This window comes from Aeromicrobium piscarium, from assembly GCF_007421815.1.
GTDB lineage: Bacteria > Actinomycetota > Actinomycetes > Propionibacteriales > Nocardioidaceae > Aeromicrobium > Aeromicrobium piscarium.
On record NZ_VLNT01000009.1, the window covers coordinates 40,361 to 56,352 of the forward strand.

The following is a 15,992-nucleotide window of genomic DNA, read 5'->3' on the forward strand; positions in this document are numbered from 1 at the left end:
TCGTAGCCGTGATCGACGTGGCGCTCCTTGAGCGCTGTGCCGACCATGCGCCGGGCGGCCGCCGAGACCTGAAGTGAACGACGTCTGCTGAGGAGCATCACCCCCGTGGCCGAGATCAAGATCGCCGCCGAAACCCGCACCGAGTTCGGCAAGGGCGCCGCCCGCCGCATCCGCCGTAGCGCCAAGGTGCCCGCAGTCCTCTACGGTCACGGCACCGATCCGGTGCACGTGACCCTGCCGGGCCATGACCTCATGCTCGCCCTGAAGAAGCCGAACCCGCTGCTCTCGATCGAGTTGGGCTCCGAGAAGCACCTCGTGATCCCGAAGCAGGTCCAGCGTGACCCGCTGAAGGGCTTCCTCGAGCATGCCGACCTGCTGATCGTCAAGCGTGGCGAGAAGGTCGTCGTCGAGGTCCCCGTCAATGTCGTCGGCGAGCCCGGCCCCGATGCCATGGTCGTCACCGAGAACGCGTCGGTGTCGATCGAGGCCGAGGCCACGCACCTGCCGTCCGAGCTCGAGGCGTCGATCGAGGGCCTGCAGGCCGGTTCGCAGATCACCGCCGCCGATCTGACGCTGCCCTCGGGTGTCGAGCTCGCGAGCGAGTCCGAGCTGCTGATCGTCAACGTGACGCATGCCCCGACCGCCGCGGAAGTCGAGGCCGAGCTGGAAGAGGCCGAGGCCGAGGCCGGCATCGAGCACGACGAGCCGGAGCCCGAGGTCGGTGCGATCACCGACGAGGAGGCCCAGGCTCCCGCCGCAGACGAGGAATGACCTGGCTGATCGTGGGCCTCGGCAACCCGGGGCCCACGTACGCCGCCACCCGGCACAACATCGGGTACTTCGTCGCCGACGCGCTCGCCGAGCGCGTCGGCGGTCGTTTCTCCGCCCACAAGGGCCGGCGGGCCGAGGTGGTCGAAGGACGTCTCCAGGGCGAGCGGGTGGTGCTGGGGCGGGCGCGCTCGTATATGAACGAGAGCGGCGGGCCGGTCGCATCGCTCCTGGCGTACTACGACATCGAGCCCGACCATCTCGTGGTCATCCATGACGAGCTCGACATCGATTTCGGGATGTTGCGGCTGAAGTTCGGCGGCGGCGACAACGGCCACAACGGGCTCAAGTCGATCCGCCAGTCCATCGGTACCGGTGACTATTACCGCGTGCGCGTGGGCATCGGCCGTCCCCCGGGACGCCAGCCCGTCCACGACTACGTGCTCAAGCCATTCTCGTCGACCGAGCGCAAGGAGGTCGGCGTCCATGTCGAAGAGGCGGCCGATGCCATCGAGTCGCTCATCACCCGTGGCCTGGTCGCGACGCAGAGCGACTTCAACCGTTGATCCACGCGCCCCCGCCCAGCGGTAGGCCATCAACCTTTCGTCCGCGTGGGAGGTAGGCCATCAACCCTATCGATGCTCGATGAGGTTGATGGCCTACCTCCACCGGCCGGGTCGCGCGTGACGGGGCTCCCACGGACGGCTTCCAGCGGCGGTCACCCGAGCATCCTGAGGCCGGCTGAGTAATCTGGACATGATGACCTCCCCCTCCTCCCAGGCCCCCCTCGCCGCTGCGATGGCGCACGAACCGGCGATCGCGGCAGCCGTCGCCGCACGCGACGCCGGCTCGCTCGAGTTCCAGATCACCGGGACCGAAGCCCTCTATCCCTTCGTGAGCACCGCCCTCGTGCGCGATGCCGCCACCGTCCTCGTGGTCACCGCGACCGCACGCGATGCCGAGGATCTCGTCGATCATCTGCGTTGCCTGGTCGACGAGCCCGATCACATCGCCTACTTCCCGGCCTGGGAGACGTTGCCGCACGAACGGCTCTCTCCACGGTCGGACACCGTCGGGCGGCGTCTGGCGGTCCTGCGACACCTCGTCCACGGCGGCGCGGATCGCCCTCGCGTCGTGGTGGCGCCGGTGCGATCGGTCCTTCAACCGCAGGTCAAGGGGCTCGCAGATCTCGAACCGGTCGAGCTGCGCGCCGGCCAGGACATCGAACTGGACGTCGTGGTGGCGCGCCTGGCCGCGGCCGCGTACACGCGTGTCGACCTCGTCGAGCGACGCGGAGAGTTCGCCGTCCGCGGTGGCATCGTCGATGTCTTCCCGCCCACGGAGGAGCACCCGTTGCGCGTGGAGTTCTGGGGCGACACCGTCGACGAGATCCGCCACTTCGCGGTCGCCGATCAGCGCACGGTCGAAGCGGTCGACCGGCTCTGGGCGCCGCCGTGTCGTGAGCTGCTGCTGACCGACGAGGTGCGCGAGCGCGCGGCCCGGCTCGCTGTACAGCAGCCCGGTCTGGCCGAGCTGTTCACCAAGCTCGCCGAGGGACACGCGGTCGAGGGCATGGAGTCGCTCGCTCCGGTGCTCGTGGGCGAGATGGAGCTCCTCGTCGATCTCCTGCCCGCGTCATCGACCGTCCTCGTGTGCGACCCCGAGCGCGTGCGGGCACGGGCCCATGACCTGGTCGCCACGAGTGAGGAGTTCCTCGCGGCCTCCTGGGCAGCGGCGGCGACCGGGGGCGAGTCACCGATCGATCTTGGATCGGCCGCCTTCAAGGAGCTCGATGACGTGCGCGACCACACGGTCCGCGCGGGACATCCGTGGGGGGCGATCGGTCCCTTCGGTATCGGTGACGATGCTTCCGCGGCGGTCGACCCCGCCCCTTTGTACCGCGGAGACATGGACGCGGCGGTGGCCGATGTCCGCCGCTGGTTGGGTGAGGGACACGAGGTCCTGCTGACCGTCCCGGGTCCGGGCCAGGTGACGCGGTCGCTCGAGTGGCTCGCCGAGCACGATATCGCGGGTCGAGCCGTGGAGCGGCTCGAGCCGACGAAGGACGGCTCCAAGACGGTGCAGGTCGCCGTCGCGGAGCTCAGCGAGGGCTTCGTCGCGGAGAAGCTTGGCCTGGTGCTGCTCACCTATGACGATCTCGTCGGGCAGAAGGTGGCCGACCGCACCGAGCGCAAGATGCCGGTGCGCCGTCGCAAGCAGGTCGATCCCCTGGAGCTCTCGGCGGGCGACCCCGTCGTGCACGAGCAGCATGGTGTCGGCCGATACGTCGAGCTGATCCAGCGGGTCGTGCAGGGGGCCGCGCGCGAATACCTGGTGATCGAGTACGCACCGGGCAAGAGGGGCCAGCCGCCGGATCGACTGTTCGTGCCCATGGACCAGCTGGATCTGGTCAGCCGCTATGTGGGCGGCGAGGCCCCCACCCTGGACCGTCTCGGCGGCAGCGACTGGACGCAGCGCAAGAACAAGGCGCGCAAGGCGGTTCGGCAGATCGCCGGCGAGCTCATCAAGTTGTATGCGGCGCGACAGTCCACCCAGGGGCACGCCTTCGGACCCGATACGCCGTGGCAGCGAGAACTCGAGGACGCCTTCCCCTACATGGAGACGCCCGACCAGTTGTCGACGATCGACGATGTCAAGCGCGACATGCAGCGCGTGGTGCCGATGGACCGCCTCGTATGCGGTGACGTCGGCTACGGCAAGACCGAGATCGCCGTGCGGGCGGCCTTCAAAGCGATCCAGGACGGCAAGCAGGTGGTGTTGCTGGTGCCGACGACCTTGTTGGTGCAGCAGCACTATGCGACCTTCGCCGAGCGGTTCGGGCAGTTCCCCGTGACGATCAAGCCGTTGTCGCGTTTCCAGACCGAGAAGGAGTCGCAGGCGGCCCTCGAAGGGCTGGCCGAGGGCACGGTAGATCTGGTCATCGGCACGCACCGGCTGTTGCAGCCAGGTATCCGGATCAAGGATCTCGGGCTCATCATCGTCGACGAGGAGCAGCGCTTCGGCGTCGAGCACAAGGAGGCCCTGAAGCACCTGCGCGCCTCGGTCGACGTGTTGAGCATGTCGGCGACGCCCATCCCGCGGACCCTCGAGATGGCGATCACGGGTATCCGGGAGATGAGCACGATCGCCACGCCCCCCGAGGAGCGGCACCCGGTGCTCAGCTTCGTCGGCGCCTATGAGGACCGTCAGGTGATCGCCGCGATCCGCCGTGAGCTGCTGCGCGAGGGCCAGGTGTTCTACATCCACAATCGGGTCAAGAGCATCGACAAGGTGGCGCAGCATCTGCGCGATCTGGTGCCGGAGGCGCGGGTCGCCACAGCACACGGGCAGATGAGCGAGCAGCAGCTCGAGAGCGTGATGCTCGACTTCTGGGAGAAGAAGTTCGATGTCCTGGTCTGCACGACGATCGTCGAGTCGGGGCTGGACGTCTCGAATGCGAACACGATGATCATCGAGCGCGCGGACATGTTCGGCCTCTCGCAGCTCCATCAGTTGCGTGGCCGCGTGGGTCGTGGCCGTGAGCGGGCGTACGCCTACTTCCTGTATCCGCCGGAGAAGCCGCTCACGGAGACCGCACACGATCGTCTCTCGACGATCGCGCAGCATTCGGAGCTCGGCGGTGGCATGGCGGTGGCGATGAAGGATCTGGAGATCCGCGGTGCCGGCAATCTGCTGGGCGGCGAGCAGTCGGGTCATATCGCCGATGTCGGGTTCGACCTGTACGTGCGGCTGGTCGGTGAGGCGGTCGCGGAGTTCCGCGGCGAGGAGGAGCCGGAGCGCGAGGTCAAGATCGAGCTGCCGATCGAGGCGCACCTGCCGCACGACTATGTGCCGAGTGAGCGGTTGCGGCTGGAGATGTACAAGCGTCTCGCCGGGGTCCGGTCGGCCGATGACGTCGAGGAGCTGCGCGCTGAGCTGGCCGACCGTTACGGTACTCCGCCCGATCCGGTCGAGGTCCTGTTGGATGTCGCCAGGTTGCGGGTCACGGTGCGCGAGTCGGGGCTCAGCGAGATCACGTCGGCGGGCTCGAATATCCGGTTCTCGTCGGTCACGCTGCCGGAGTCGTCGCAGATGCGTCTCGCTCGGGTGTATCCCAAGAGCGTCTACAAGCAGGCCGCGGGCGTGGCGCTGTTGCCGCATCCGAAGACCGCGCCGGTCGGTGGCAAGCCCTTGCGCGATCGCGAGCTGATCGCCTGGGTCGAGACCGCGCTCGACACCATCACCGGCTAGCTCGCGGTGGGCGGTGGGCTACCACGCACGTCGACGCTGAAGGGCGTGATGACTCACCGCCGACGACCGGGGTACGTGACAACTCACCGCTCGCGGCGGTGCGCGCACAGGACGTGATCCAGGTCATGGGTAGGCTGGGCTCGTTCTGTGGGTATGAGGAGGTTCCATGACCGTCCGGTGTCGTCTGGCTCTGCTAGTTGTCGCGGGTCTCGTCCTGACCGGATGCGGCTCGGTGCACAGCGGCAATGCCGCAGTCGTCGGGGATGAGCGGATCTCGATGAACGAGGCCGATGAGGTCACCGAGGGCTACTGCACGCTGGCGGCGCAGAACGCCGCCGCACAGGGAACGACCTCGATCCCCGGTGCCGAGGTGCGCCGGGGAGCGCTCTCGCTGCTGATCCTCGAATCCGTCGCCGAGCAGGTGGCCGAGCGCGAGGACATCTCGATCACCGTGGCGGAACTCGATCGCTCCGACCTGGCCCAGGCGCGACAGGTCTTCGGCGACCAGACCGATCTGGTCGTCTCGACGATCAAGCGCAACGAGCGTGCGCTCGCCGTGGCCATGGAGCTGGCCCGGCGGCAGCTCGGCGACGAGGCCGACGACCTCAGCGAGCAGGAGCTCGGGCAGATCGGACAGGAGATCCTCCGCGCGGAGGCCGACTCCATGGACCTCTCGATCGATCCCCGGTTCGGCATGGCGGGCATCGGCGAGGTCGTGGCACCGTCGGGGTCGTTGTCGGTCGCGGGTCCGGTGCTCGAGGGCCAGGAGCTTCCCGAGGCCCTGAGCTGCTCGGCATGACCGATGACCCTGTGCACGACCTGATCGAGGTGATGTCGCGGTTGCGCGCCGAATGCCCCTGGACGCAGCAGCAGACGCACACCTCCCTGCGCCACTATCTGATCGAGGAGGCGTACGAGACGCTCGAGGCGCTCGATGCAGGGGACAGCGAGCATCTGCGCGAGGAGCTCGGCGATCTGCTCATGCAGGTCGTGTTCCATGCCGAGATCGCCCGCTCCGATGGTGAGGGCTGGGGGATCGACGAGGTCGCCGAGGGGATCCGCGACAAGCTCGTCCATCGCAACCCGCATGTCTTCGGCGATGTCGTGGTGAGTTCGGCGGCCGAGGTCGACGCGAACTGGCAGCGTCTCAAAGCAGAACGGCAGCAGCGCACGAGCGCCCTCGAGGGCATCCCCGAGCAGCTGCCGGCACTGCTCTACGCCGAGAAGGTGCTCGCACGCACCGGGATCGACCTCGATGCGAGCGACGACCTCGGCGATCGACTGCTCGCACTCGTCGCGGAGGCGCGGGTCGAGGGGATCGATCCGGATCTGGCATTGAAGCAGGCCGCGCGCCGGCACGCCGAACGCGCCTGACAGGCGGCCGCTTCCGGGGTGGGCGACGCGCTAGGCTGAGAGCAGTCGGACCCCACCCTCACACCCCAGGAGACGGCCTTGGCCACCATCGATGCCATCGGCGCACGTGAAATCCTCGACTCGCGAGGCAACCCGACCGTCGAGGTCGAGGTCGCGCTCGACGACGGCACGATCGGCCGCGCGGCGGTCCCCTCGGGTGCCTCGACGGGCCAGTTCGAGGCCGTGGAGCTGCGCGACGGCGGCGACCGTTACGGCGGCAAGGGCGTGCTCAAGGCGGTCGAGGCCGTCAACGGCCCCATCGCCGATGCGCTGCGCGATTTCGACGCCGACGACCAGCGCGCGATCGACTCGGTCATGATCGAGCTCGACGGCACCCCCAACAAGGCCACCTTCGGGGCCAACGCCATCCTCGGCGTCTCCCTGGCGATCGCCAAGGCCGCCGCGGAGTCGGCCGTCCTGCCGCTCTTCCGCTATGTCGGCGGCCCCAACGCGCACGTCCTGCCGGTGCCGATGATGAACATCCTCAACGGCGGTGCGCATGCGGACTCCAATGTGGACGTCCAGGAGTTCATGATCGCCCCCATCGGCGCGCCGACCTTCGCCGAGGCGTTGCGCCAGGGCACCGAGGTCTATCACGCGCTCAAGGCCGTCCTCCACGAGGAGGGCCTCTCCACCGGCCTCGGCGACGAGGGCGGCTTCGCCCCCAATCTGTCCTCGAACCGGGCTGCGCTCGACTACATCGCCAAGGCCGTCGAGAAGACCGGTCTCACCGTCGGCACCGACATCGCCTTCGCGCTGGATGTCGCCGCGAGCGAGTTCGAGTCCGACGGCGTCTACACCTTCGAGGGCGAGTCCCGCAGCGCGGAGCAGATGACCGCGTACTACGCCGAGCTCGTCGCGTCCTACCCGATCGTGTCGATCGAGGACCCCCTCAACGAGGAGGACTGGAGCGGCTGGACGACCATCACCTCCGAGCTGGGCGACAAGGTCCAGCTGGTCGGCGACGATCTGTTCGTCACCAATGTCGAGCGTCTCTCGCGAGGTATCGAAGAGGGCGCCGCCAACTCGCTGCTGGTCAAGGTCAACCAGATCGGCTCGCTGAGCGAGACCCTCGACGCCGTCGACCTGGCTCATCGCGCGGGCTTCACGTGCATGATGAGCCACCGTTCGGGCGAGACCGAGGACACCACGATCGCCGACCTCGCGGTGGCGACCAACTGCGGTCAGATCAAGACCGGCGCCCCCGCCCGTTCCGACCGTGTCGCCAAGTACAACCAGCTGCTGCGGATCGAGGAGCTCCTCGGCCCCGCCGCCGCGTACGCCGGTGCGTCGGCGTTCCCGCGCCTGACGCGCTGAGGCCGATGGCCGCGTCCCGACGACCCCCAGCCCGCGGATCGGCTTCCGGCTCGCGCCGGACCAAGCCACCGGCGGGTGCGACGCGGAGCACCACGAGTGCTCCGCGTCGCCCCGCGGCGGCGGCGCGTCCTTCCGCCCCGCCGTCGTCGGGGACGCGGTTCACCGCTCGCGCCATCATCCTGTTGGCGGTGGTCGTGCTGCTGGTGGCCTCGTACACCACCACGGTGCACGCCTGGTGGCAGCAGCGCAGCGAGATCGGGGCGTTGAAGGCCGCGAACCGACAGGCCGAGCAGGATATCGACGATCTCCACGATGAGATCGACCGCTGGGACGATCCGGCGTTCATCAAGCAACAGGCACGGGATCGCTTCGGGTGGGTGCTGCCGGGCGAGGTCGGCTACCGCGTCGTCGGTATCGACGGCCAGCTGCAGGGCGAGGTGGGCCGTCTGGAGGAGCCTCCCACCGCGGCGGACGATCCCTGGTACGGCAAACTGTGGGGGAGCGTCGAACAGGCCGGCAACCCGCCGGATCCGCAGGAAGAGGCGCGTCCCGACGACGTACTGGAGAATCCGTGACCTTGAGCGATGACGACCTGATGACGATCGCCGAGCAGTTGGGGCGGCCGCCGAGGGCCATCGTCGAGGTGTCGTCACGCTGTCCGTCCGGGCACCCGAATGTGGTCAAGACCGAGCCGCGGCTTCCCGATGGCACTCCGTTCCCCACGCTCTACTACCTGACCTGTCCGCGGCTGGCCGGTGCCATCGGCACCTTGGAAGCCTCCGGCCTCATGGCCGAGATGTCGCAGCGGCTCACCGAGGACGCTGATCTCGCGGCCGCCTATCGATCAGCCCATGAGGCGTATCTGGCCGAGCGAGAGGCGCTCGGCCATGTCGAGGAGATCGACGGGATCACCGCCGGCGGCATGCCGACCCGCGTGAAGTGCCTGCACGTGCTGGTGGGCCACTCGCTGGCCAAGGGGCCCGGGGTCAATCCGCTCGGTGACGAAGCCATCGCCCTGCTGGGCGACTGGTGGACGAACTCCTCCTGCGCCGACCCCTCGGTGGTCGAGTAGGGAGCTCGCCCCGCCCCTCGGTGGTCGAGTAGGAAGCTCGCTCCGCGAGCGACCGTATCGAGACCACACCACACGGGAGGTCCACAGATCTCCTGGGCCCTCTGGCCGTCCACAGATCCGTGTCAGCGCCACCGCGGCGGTGGTGCGGCCGTCACCTTTCGCCATGGGAATCCGCTATTACGCCTACCAGGTAGAGCCGCACTTCATCGGTCTCGCGCGGCACGATCCGAGTCTGTTCCTGTCGGCCGACCCGTCGACCGGCGGTGCCAGCCGCTCCGATGGCTCGATCGTCGGGCTGGACCAGCGCCGGCGCCAGCTGTACCGGTTGACCACGGGCGGCGCTGAGCCGCGCCCCTCCTCTCGGCTGTTCGCGGGGGACGCACGACATCCAGGTGACGATGCATCGTGGGTGCCCTGTATCCGTGTACTGGAGCCGGACGAGGTGTCGGAGATCGCCGCGGATCTGGTGCTAGTGGGGGAGAAGGACGTGTGCGCGATGTTCCGTGATGAGGAGATCGCCGGCGTGATGGCCTTTCTCACCCGGGTCCAGCACTTCGTCGTCGATACCGCCCGCGCGGGAAACGGCATCGTCTATCTCATCGGCTGAACACCGGTTTCACCAGATGGTGACGCGATCGGCGGGGTCGAGCCAGAGGTCGTCGTCCTCGGTGACCCCGAAGGCGTCGTAGAAGGCGTCGATATTGCTCACCACCTGGTTGCAGCGGAACTCCGGCGGGGAGTGCGGGTCGACGGTCAGGCGGCGGATGGTCTCGGCCGGGCGCACCTTGCTCTGCCAGGCCTGCGCCCAGGCTAGGAAGAAGCGCTGCACGTCGGTGAGACCGTCGATCGGCTCCGGCGCGGTGTCGCCGCGGGCGATCAGGTAGGCCCGGTAGGCGATGCCGAGGCCGCCGAGGTCGCCGATGTTCTCGCCGATCGTCAGCGCTCCGTTGACGGTCTGGCCGTCCGCGTTCTCCGGCGAGAGCTCGTCGTACTGGGCGATCAACGAGCCCGTGAGCTGCTCGAAGGCCGCCCGGTCGTCATCGGTCCACCAGTTACGGAGGGCGCCCGTGCCGTCGTACTGCGAGCCCTGGTCGTCGAAACCGTGGCCGATCTCGTGGCCGATCACCGCTCCGATGGCGCCGTAGTTGACGGCATCGTCGGCGTCGGGGGAGAAGAACGGCCACTGCAGGATCGCGGCGGGGAACACGATCTCGTTCATCGTCGGGTTGTAGTAGGCGTTCACCGTCTGAGGGGTCATGTACCACTCGTCGCGGTCGATGGGCTGCCCGATCTTCTCCAACTCGCGATCCATCGCGAAGGAGAGCGAACGGCGGGCGTTGCCCAGCAGATCGTCCGGGTCGGCCGAGAGGGACGAGTAGTCGCGGAAGGTCTCCGGATGGCCGATCTTCGGCGTGAAGGCGTCGAGCTTCTCGTGCGCGCGCTTCTTGGTCTCCTCGCTCATCCAGGTCAGCTCGCTGATGGAGCGGCGGTACGCCTCGATGAGGTTCCCGATCAGCTCGGTCATCCGCTCCTTGGAGGAGGGAGGGAACTCGCTGCGCACGTAGATCTTGCCGATCGCCTCGCCCATCGCGCCCTCGACGAAGCTCACGCCGCGCTTCCAGCGAGGACGCAGCTCGTCGGTGCCCTGCAGGGTCGTGCCGTAGAAGGCGAAGTTCTCGTCGACGAAGTCCCCGGAGAGATACGGGGCGGCCGCGTGGACGACCTGCCAGCGCAGCCAGTCGCCCCAGGCGGGGAGAAGAGCCTCGGTGAGCAGATCGGCGAGGCCCTCGAGGTACGACGGCTGCGACACGATGACCTCGGCGAGGACGGCCGGGTCGATCTCGGCGGCCGCGAGCCAGGCCTTCCACTCGAAACCGGGCAGTGCCGCGGCGAGCTGGTCCATGCTGCGCGGGTTGTAGGTCTTCTGGGCGTCGCGGATGGCGACACGGTCCCAGTGCAGTGCGGCGATGCGCGTCTCGAGGTCCATGACGCGGGCGGCGCGCTGCGATGCGTCGTCGAGGCCGGCCAGTTCGAGCATGCGCTCGACATGCGCCACATAGCCCTCGCGCACCGGCGCGAACTGGTCCTCGCGGTAGTAGGACTCGTCGGGCAGGCCGAGGCCGCTCTGCACGATGTGCGTGATGTAGCGGTCCGGGTTGCCGCGGTCCGGGGCGATGTACATGCCGATGACGCTCGCGATGCCCGAGCGTTCGAGTGCTCCCATGGTGGTGACCAGATCGGGCACCGAGGCGATCTCGTCGACGCGTTCGAGATCGGCGGTCAGCGGCGAGGCGCCCAGCTCCTCGACCCGTTCGGTGTCCATGAAGCTGGCGTAGAAGGCGCCGATCGTGCGCTCCTCGTCGGACTCCGCCGCTTCGGCGCATCGTTCGATGATGGTGCGGACGATCTGCTCGGCGTCGTCGACCAGGCTGACGAAGGCGCCTGCGGTGGCCCGGTCCGGCGCGATGGGAGCGTCGCGCAGCCAGGGGCCGTTGACGTAGCGGAAGAGATCGTCCTGCGGGCGGATCTGCGGGTCGAAGGAAGCCGGGTCGAGTCCATGCGTCACGTCGTCAGGCTAACAGCGGAGGGCATGCATCGAACCCGACGGACGGCGTCTTCCGATCAGGCAAGGAAGGGTAGGCTTACCGACGTGTCGAAGAATATCGCGGTCGAACTCGTCGTACAGCGCACCGAGGAACTCGCTCCTCGTCTGCGGAGGGTGATTCTCGGTGGCCCGGGATTCGAGGACTTCGCGGAGCGCGACATCGACGCCACGGACAAGTACGTCAAGCTCGCCTTCCTGCGCGATGGATTCGACTATCCCGAACCGCTCGACCTCGCGGTGGTCCGCGAGACGATGCCCGCCGAGGCGCGCCCGATCCTGCGCACCTACACGGTGCGATGGGTGGATCTCGAAGCGCGCGAGCTCGCGATCGACTTCGTCGTGCACGGCGACGAAGGTCTCGCCGGCCCCTGGGCCGCGCAGGCGAAGCCAGGGGATCGGATCCACGCACGCGGCCCGGGCGGTGCGTACGCGCCGAAGCCCGAGGCCGACCATCATCTCTTCATCGGTGACGAGTCGGCCCTGCCGGCGATCGCTGCGGCACTCGAGCGGCTGCCCTCCGGCGCGTCGGCGACGGCCTTCCTCGAGGTCGACGGTCCGGCCGACCAGCTCAGGTTCTCCACGGTGGCGGATCTCGATCTGCGCTGGCTCCATCGTGCGCCGTCGCATCCGGGCACGACCGATCTGCTCGACGCCGCGGTGCGCGGGTGGACGTGGCCGCAGGGTCGTGTCCAGGCCTTCGTGCACGGCGAGTCGGCGCTGCTGAAGACCGTGCGCCCCTATCTGCTGGACGGGCGCGTCGATCGAGCCGACCTCTCGGTCTCCGCCTACTGGCGTCACGGGGTGACCGAGGAGGGCTTCCGCGAGTGGAAGTCGACCCAGGCCGATGCCGTCATGCGCCCCAGCTCCTGAGTTATGCGCGCTGGTGGGTCACTCCGTCACCGCCCCCAGAAGGCCCGGTAGGGTCGGCCGGGTGAGTGGTTTGCGTAATGTCGCCGTGATCCTGGCCGGTGGAACCGGCACCAGAGTGGGGCTGTCCATCCCCAAGCAGCTCATCAAGATCGCCGGTAAGACGATTATTGAGCACACGATCGCCGCCTTTGAGTCCGCCGCGGAGATCGACGAGATCGTCGTTCTCATGACTCCCGGCCATCTGGATCCGATCCGCGAGATCGTCCGTGCCGGCGCTTACGCCAAAGTCACCCGCATCCTCGAGGGTGGCTCGACGCGCAACGAGACGACGAGTATCGCTCTCGAGGCGCTAGGCACTGAGGAATGCAACGTCCTGTTCCACGACGCGGTGCGTCCGCTCGTGTCGCAGAAGATCATCGGCGATGTGGTGCGAGCTCTCGACAGCTATGAGGCCGTCGACACCGCCATTCCCTCGGCCGATACCGTCATCTCCGTCGATGAGCGCGACGCCATCTCTGACGTGCTGCCACGCCACCTGTTGCGCCGCGGCCAGACTCCCCAGGCATTCCGTCGCTCGGTGATCGCATCGGCCTATGAGAAGGCATGGAAAGATCCCGACTTCACCGCGACGGATGACTGCACGGTGGTGCTGAGGTATCGCCCCGATGTGCCGATCGCTGTGGTGCGCGGTCATGAACGAAACATGAAGGTCACCGAGCCCATCGACGTCTATATCGCCGACAAGCTCTTCCAGCTGACCTCCGCCGAGTCGCCCGAGGAACTTGACGATGACCAGTACCGGGCCGCCCTCGAGGGCAAGACGGTCGTGGTCTTCGGTGGCTCCTACGGTATCGGGGCCGATATCGCGGAACTGGCCGAGAGCTTCGGTGCTCGTGTGTTCTCTTTCTCGCGTTCGTCGACCAGGACCCACGTAGACCGTCGCGAGGATGTCGTCGCCGCGGCACGCACGGTCCTCGCCGAGGTCGATCACATCGACTATGTCGTCAACACCGCAGGCATCCTGCCGCTGGGTGACCTCGCCGAGACGACGGAGGAGACGATCTACTCGGCTACCGAGGTCAACTACCTCGGGCCGATCTTCATCGCCCAGGAGTTTTACCCGCACCTCGCCCGTGCCGGGGGTTCTTTGCTGATGTTCACCTCTTCCTCCTACACCCGCGGACGCAAGGGATACTCCCTCTACTCCTCGGCCAAGGCAGCCGTGGTGAACCTGACCCAGGCGCTCGCCGACGAGTGGTCCGGCGAGGTGCGCGTGAACTGCGTCAATCCAGAGCGCACGGGCACACCGATGCGGGTGAAGGCGTTCGGCGAGGAGCCCTCGGGAACGTTGCTGGCATCCACGGAAGTGGCGCGTCGTTCGTTGGACATCCTCACCGCCCCGATGACCGGACACGTCCTGGACATCCGGCGCGAGGACGGTCCGGCGGCCATCGGCGGCGGTCACTGACGACGCACCGGGCCAGCGATCCACGAGTGAGAAAGGCACCCTCTCGACGATGCCCCGAAGGCTGCTCATCCGCGCCGGCAAGGAACCGTGGATCCCGCTCAGCCCCGAGACGACGCTGAGCCACAACGTCCTCGGCACCAATAGCGGCAACCTGCTGTTCAGCACCGCGGTCTTCGCGGCGCTGGGGGTGGAAGGGAACCAGACGCGGGCCGACTACTTCCAGGTCGAGCGGAACGGCGACCCGGTGAGGATCGGCGCCCGTCTCCGGGCGGAGTTCGATCACCTGGTCCTGCCTTTCGCCAACGCCTTCCGGGGTGGATTTGCCAGGCAGCTGGACCGCTGGACCGACGTCATCGAGCGTGCCGACCTGCCGGTGTCCGTGTTGGGCGTGGGTGGCCAGTTCCGGCTGGGGGAGGACCCGCCGAGCTCGTCGCCCGAGGTTGCCGCGGCGGCGAGGCGCTTTGTGCGGGCTGTCCTCGACCGGAGCCCGTCGATCGGCGTCCGCGGCCCCGTGACCGCGGCCTACCTGCGCTCGCTGGGCTTCCCCGACGACGCGATCGAGCAGATCGGGTGTCCGTCGCTGTACCGCCCCGACGTACCTGCCCGGATGTCTCGTTGTGCCGAGGGGCTCGGCGACGATGCCCGCATCGTGCTCAACCTGACGCCGCGCATCCGCAGCGCGGGAACGGAGCCGCTCGCCTCCCTCGTCCGACGCACGGTGGACGACTTCGACGATGTGCTCTACGTGGCCCAGGAGAACCAGGATCTCGACCACCTGCTGTGGGCCGCGCCGTTCGCCGAAACCAGTCATCCGGACCTGCCGCGCCATCCCGGTCATCGCCTGTTGAACGAGGACCGGACGCGGATCTTCGTCGACGAGCGCACCTGGCGTCATCACATCGCGGACTACGACTTCGCCGTCGGCAACCGGATCCACGGGACGATCGCGTCCGTTCTGGCCGGCCTGCCGGCGGTGGTGCTGCCGTTCGACTCGCGCACCGCCGAGCTCGCGGAGGTCCATGCCCTTCCGCGGACCCGGCTCTCGGAGCTCGAGGCGGGCCTGACGTGTCGTGAGCTGTACGAGCAGGTCGATGCCGACCGCTTCAACCGTGCGCACAAGCAGAACCTGCGGCGGTACGTCCGGTTCCTGGAGCGTCACGACCTCGCGCACGGCTTCGACCGCGAGACGACGGTGTTCCAGGAGCAGATGCGCGCGGTCTCCCTGCCCGCCGCCGTCGGTCCGGTGACGGCCGGTGGTCCGGAGCGGTTCGCCGAGCGCCTGCGGTGGCTGCGCCGGCACGGCAGCTCGGATGTGCCGGATGAGCTACGGGAGCATCTGCCCGAATGGGCGGTCCGGCGTCGCCGTGGCTTTCGCGAGCTCCTCGACATCGTGCGTTCGCCGCGCCGGCTGGCGGCTGCGCTGGCCCGGCGGGCGCGCCGGTTGCCGTTGCCGCATGGCGCCGCCGGGCGAGGGTCTAGAGTGAACCGTGATGAAGCGTAGCGATATCCCGGGCTGGTTCAGCTGGACGGATCAACAGGTCTTCGGCCATTTCCTCTCTCACCGGGCGGTGGAGCCCTTCGGCGATCTGGTGGAGATCGGTGCCTATCTGGGCAAGAGCGCCGTCCTGCTCGGTGACCACCTCCGAGACGATGAGACGTTCACGGTGATCGATCTGTTCGGCGAGGACGCACAGACCGACGAGGCGAACGAGCGTGAGAACGCTGGATCGTACCGCGGGTTGACTCGTGCCAAGTTCGAGGAGAACTATGCCCATTTCCACGATCGGCCTCCGGTGATCGTTCAGGCACTCAGCTCGACCATCGTCGACCACGTCGCGCCCTCCTCGGCGCGGTTCCTGCACATCGACGGCTCTCATCTCTACGAGCACGTGGCCACCGATGCGCAGTCGGCACAGCGCCTGGCCAAGGCGGGGGCGGTCATCGCCTTCGATGACTACCGATCGGTCCACACGCCCGGCACCGCGGCGGCGATCTGGGAGGCCGCGATCCTCAAGGATCTGAAGATCATCGCCTTGACACCGAGCAAGCTGTACGGGACCTTCGACGCCGACGCCGAGCAGCACCGGCGTCATCTCGAGACTTGGCTGCGTGAGTTCGGCAGGTTGAACTGGGAGCACCAGGATCTGCTGGGCAGCACCATCGTGCGCATCTGGCCCGAGCCCTCCTGACCGCTACCTCTGGACCGCGTTCTGGGCAGAGGCGGGGCG

General features: G+C 68.0%; 14 protein-coding genes. 13 read left to right on the forward strand and 1 reads right to left on the reverse strand.

Features of this window, described 5'->3' with window-relative positions; all coding sequences use genetic code 11:
* Positions 1–105 precede the first annotated feature (105 nt).
* The 9 genes from FNM00_RS11900 (at position 106) to FNM00_RS11940 (ending at position 9,428) form a co-directional block, all read left to right on the forward strand.
* Positions 106–771 carry a 50S ribosomal protein L25/general stress protein Ctc gene (locus FNM00_RS11900; protein ID WP_143913767.1) on the forward strand — a complete coding sequence of 222 codons (666 nt, stop codon included), beginning with the start codon at positions 106–108 and terminating at the stop codon, positions 769–771.
* Positions 768–1,334 carry an aminoacyl-tRNA hydrolase gene (gene pth, locus FNM00_RS11905; RefSeq protein ID WP_143913768.1) on the forward strand — a complete coding sequence of 189 codons (567 nt, stop codon included), beginning with the start codon at positions 768–770 and terminating at the stop codon, positions 1,332–1,334. The genes FNM00_RS11900 and pth overlap by 4 nt, the downstream gene beginning before the upstream one ends.
* 193 nt (positions 1,335–1,527) lie before the next feature.
* A complete protein-coding gene (gene mfd / locus FNM00_RS11910; RefSeq protein WP_240190444.1) occupies positions 1,528–5,019 on the forward strand; it encodes a transcription-repair coupling factor in 3,492 nt (1,163 codons plus the stop codon).
* A 166-nt stretch (positions 5,020–5,185) separates the two neighbouring features.
* Positions 5,186–5,818 (forward strand): SurA N-terminal domain-containing protein, encoded by a 633-nt coding sequence (locus FNM00_RS11915; RefSeq protein ID WP_143913770.1) that lies wholly within the window; start codon positions 5,186–5,188, stop codon positions 5,816–5,818.
* On the forward strand, positions 5,815–6,393 hold the full coding sequence (locus FNM00_RS11920; RefSeq protein WP_143913771.1) for a nucleoside triphosphate pyrophosphohydrolase: 579 nt from the start codon (positions 5,815–5,817) through the stop codon (positions 6,391–6,393). The genes FNM00_RS11915 and FNM00_RS11920 overlap by 4 nt, the downstream gene beginning before the upstream one ends.
* 78 nt (positions 6,394–6,471) lie before the next feature.
* Positions 6,472–7,749, forward strand: a complete 1,278-nt coding sequence (gene eno, locus FNM00_RS11925; RefSeq protein ID WP_143913772.1) for a phosphopyruvate hydratase — start codon at positions 6,472–6,474, stop codon at positions 7,747–7,749.
* A 188-nt stretch (positions 7,750–7,937) separates the two neighbouring features.
* Entirely contained in the window at positions 7,938–8,324 is a 387-nt protein-coding gene (locus FNM00_RS11930; protein WP_246065164.1) for an FtsB family cell division protein, read from the forward strand.
* A 20-nt stretch (positions 8,325–8,344) separates the two neighbouring features.
* Complete coding sequence (locus FNM00_RS11935; RefSeq protein ID WP_143913876.1) at positions 8,345–8,821, forward strand: DUF501 domain-containing protein; 477 nt, start codon at positions 8,345–8,347, stop codon at positions 8,819–8,821.
* Positions 8,822–8,984: 163 nt separating this feature from the next.
* Entirely contained in the window at positions 8,985–9,428 is a 444-nt protein-coding gene (locus tag FNM00_RS11940) for a hypothetical protein (protein WP_143913773.1), read from the forward strand.
* Between the two features lie 9 nt (positions 9,429–9,437).
* On the opposite strand, the gene FNM00_RS11945 is transcribed toward FNM00_RS11940, so the two are convergent.
* Entirely contained in the window at positions 9,438–11,387 is a 1,950-nt protein-coding gene (locus FNM00_RS11945; protein ID WP_143913774.1) for a M13 family metallopeptidase, read from the reverse strand.
* A gap of 84 nt (positions 11,388–11,471) precedes the next feature.
* On the opposite strand from FNM00_RS11945, the gene FNM00_RS11950 reads away from it, so the two are divergent.
* The 4 genes from FNM00_RS11950 to FNM00_RS11965 all read left to right on the forward strand — a co-directional run bounded on the left by FNM00_RS11950 (position 11,472) and on the right by FNM00_RS11965 (position 15,953).
* Positions 11,472–12,296 carry a siderophore-interacting protein gene (locus FNM00_RS11950; protein ID WP_246065165.1) on the forward strand — a complete coding sequence of 275 codons (825 nt, stop codon included), beginning with the start codon at positions 11,472–11,474 and terminating at the stop codon, positions 12,294–12,296.
* A 61-nt stretch (positions 12,297–12,357) separates the two neighbouring features.
* Positions 12,358–13,764 carry a bifunctional cytidylyltransferase/SDR family oxidoreductase gene (locus FNM00_RS11955; protein ID WP_221933707.1) on the forward strand — a complete coding sequence of 469 codons (1,407 nt, stop codon included), beginning with the start codon at positions 12,358–12,360 and terminating at the stop codon, positions 13,762–13,764.
* A gap of 49 nt (positions 13,765–13,813) precedes the next feature.
* On the forward strand, positions 13,814–15,265 hold the full coding sequence (locus tag FNM00_RS11960; RefSeq protein WP_143913777.1) for a polysaccharide pyruvyl transferase family protein: 1,452 nt from the start codon (positions 13,814–13,816) through the stop codon (positions 15,263–15,265).
* A complete protein-coding gene (locus FNM00_RS11965) occupies positions 15,255–15,953 on the forward strand; it encodes a class I SAM-dependent methyltransferase (RefSeq protein WP_143913778.1) in 699 nt (232 codons plus the stop codon). Before FNM00_RS11960 ends, FNM00_RS11965 begins: the two co-directional genes overlap by 11 nt.
* Positions 15,954–15,992 lie beyond the last annotated feature (39 nt).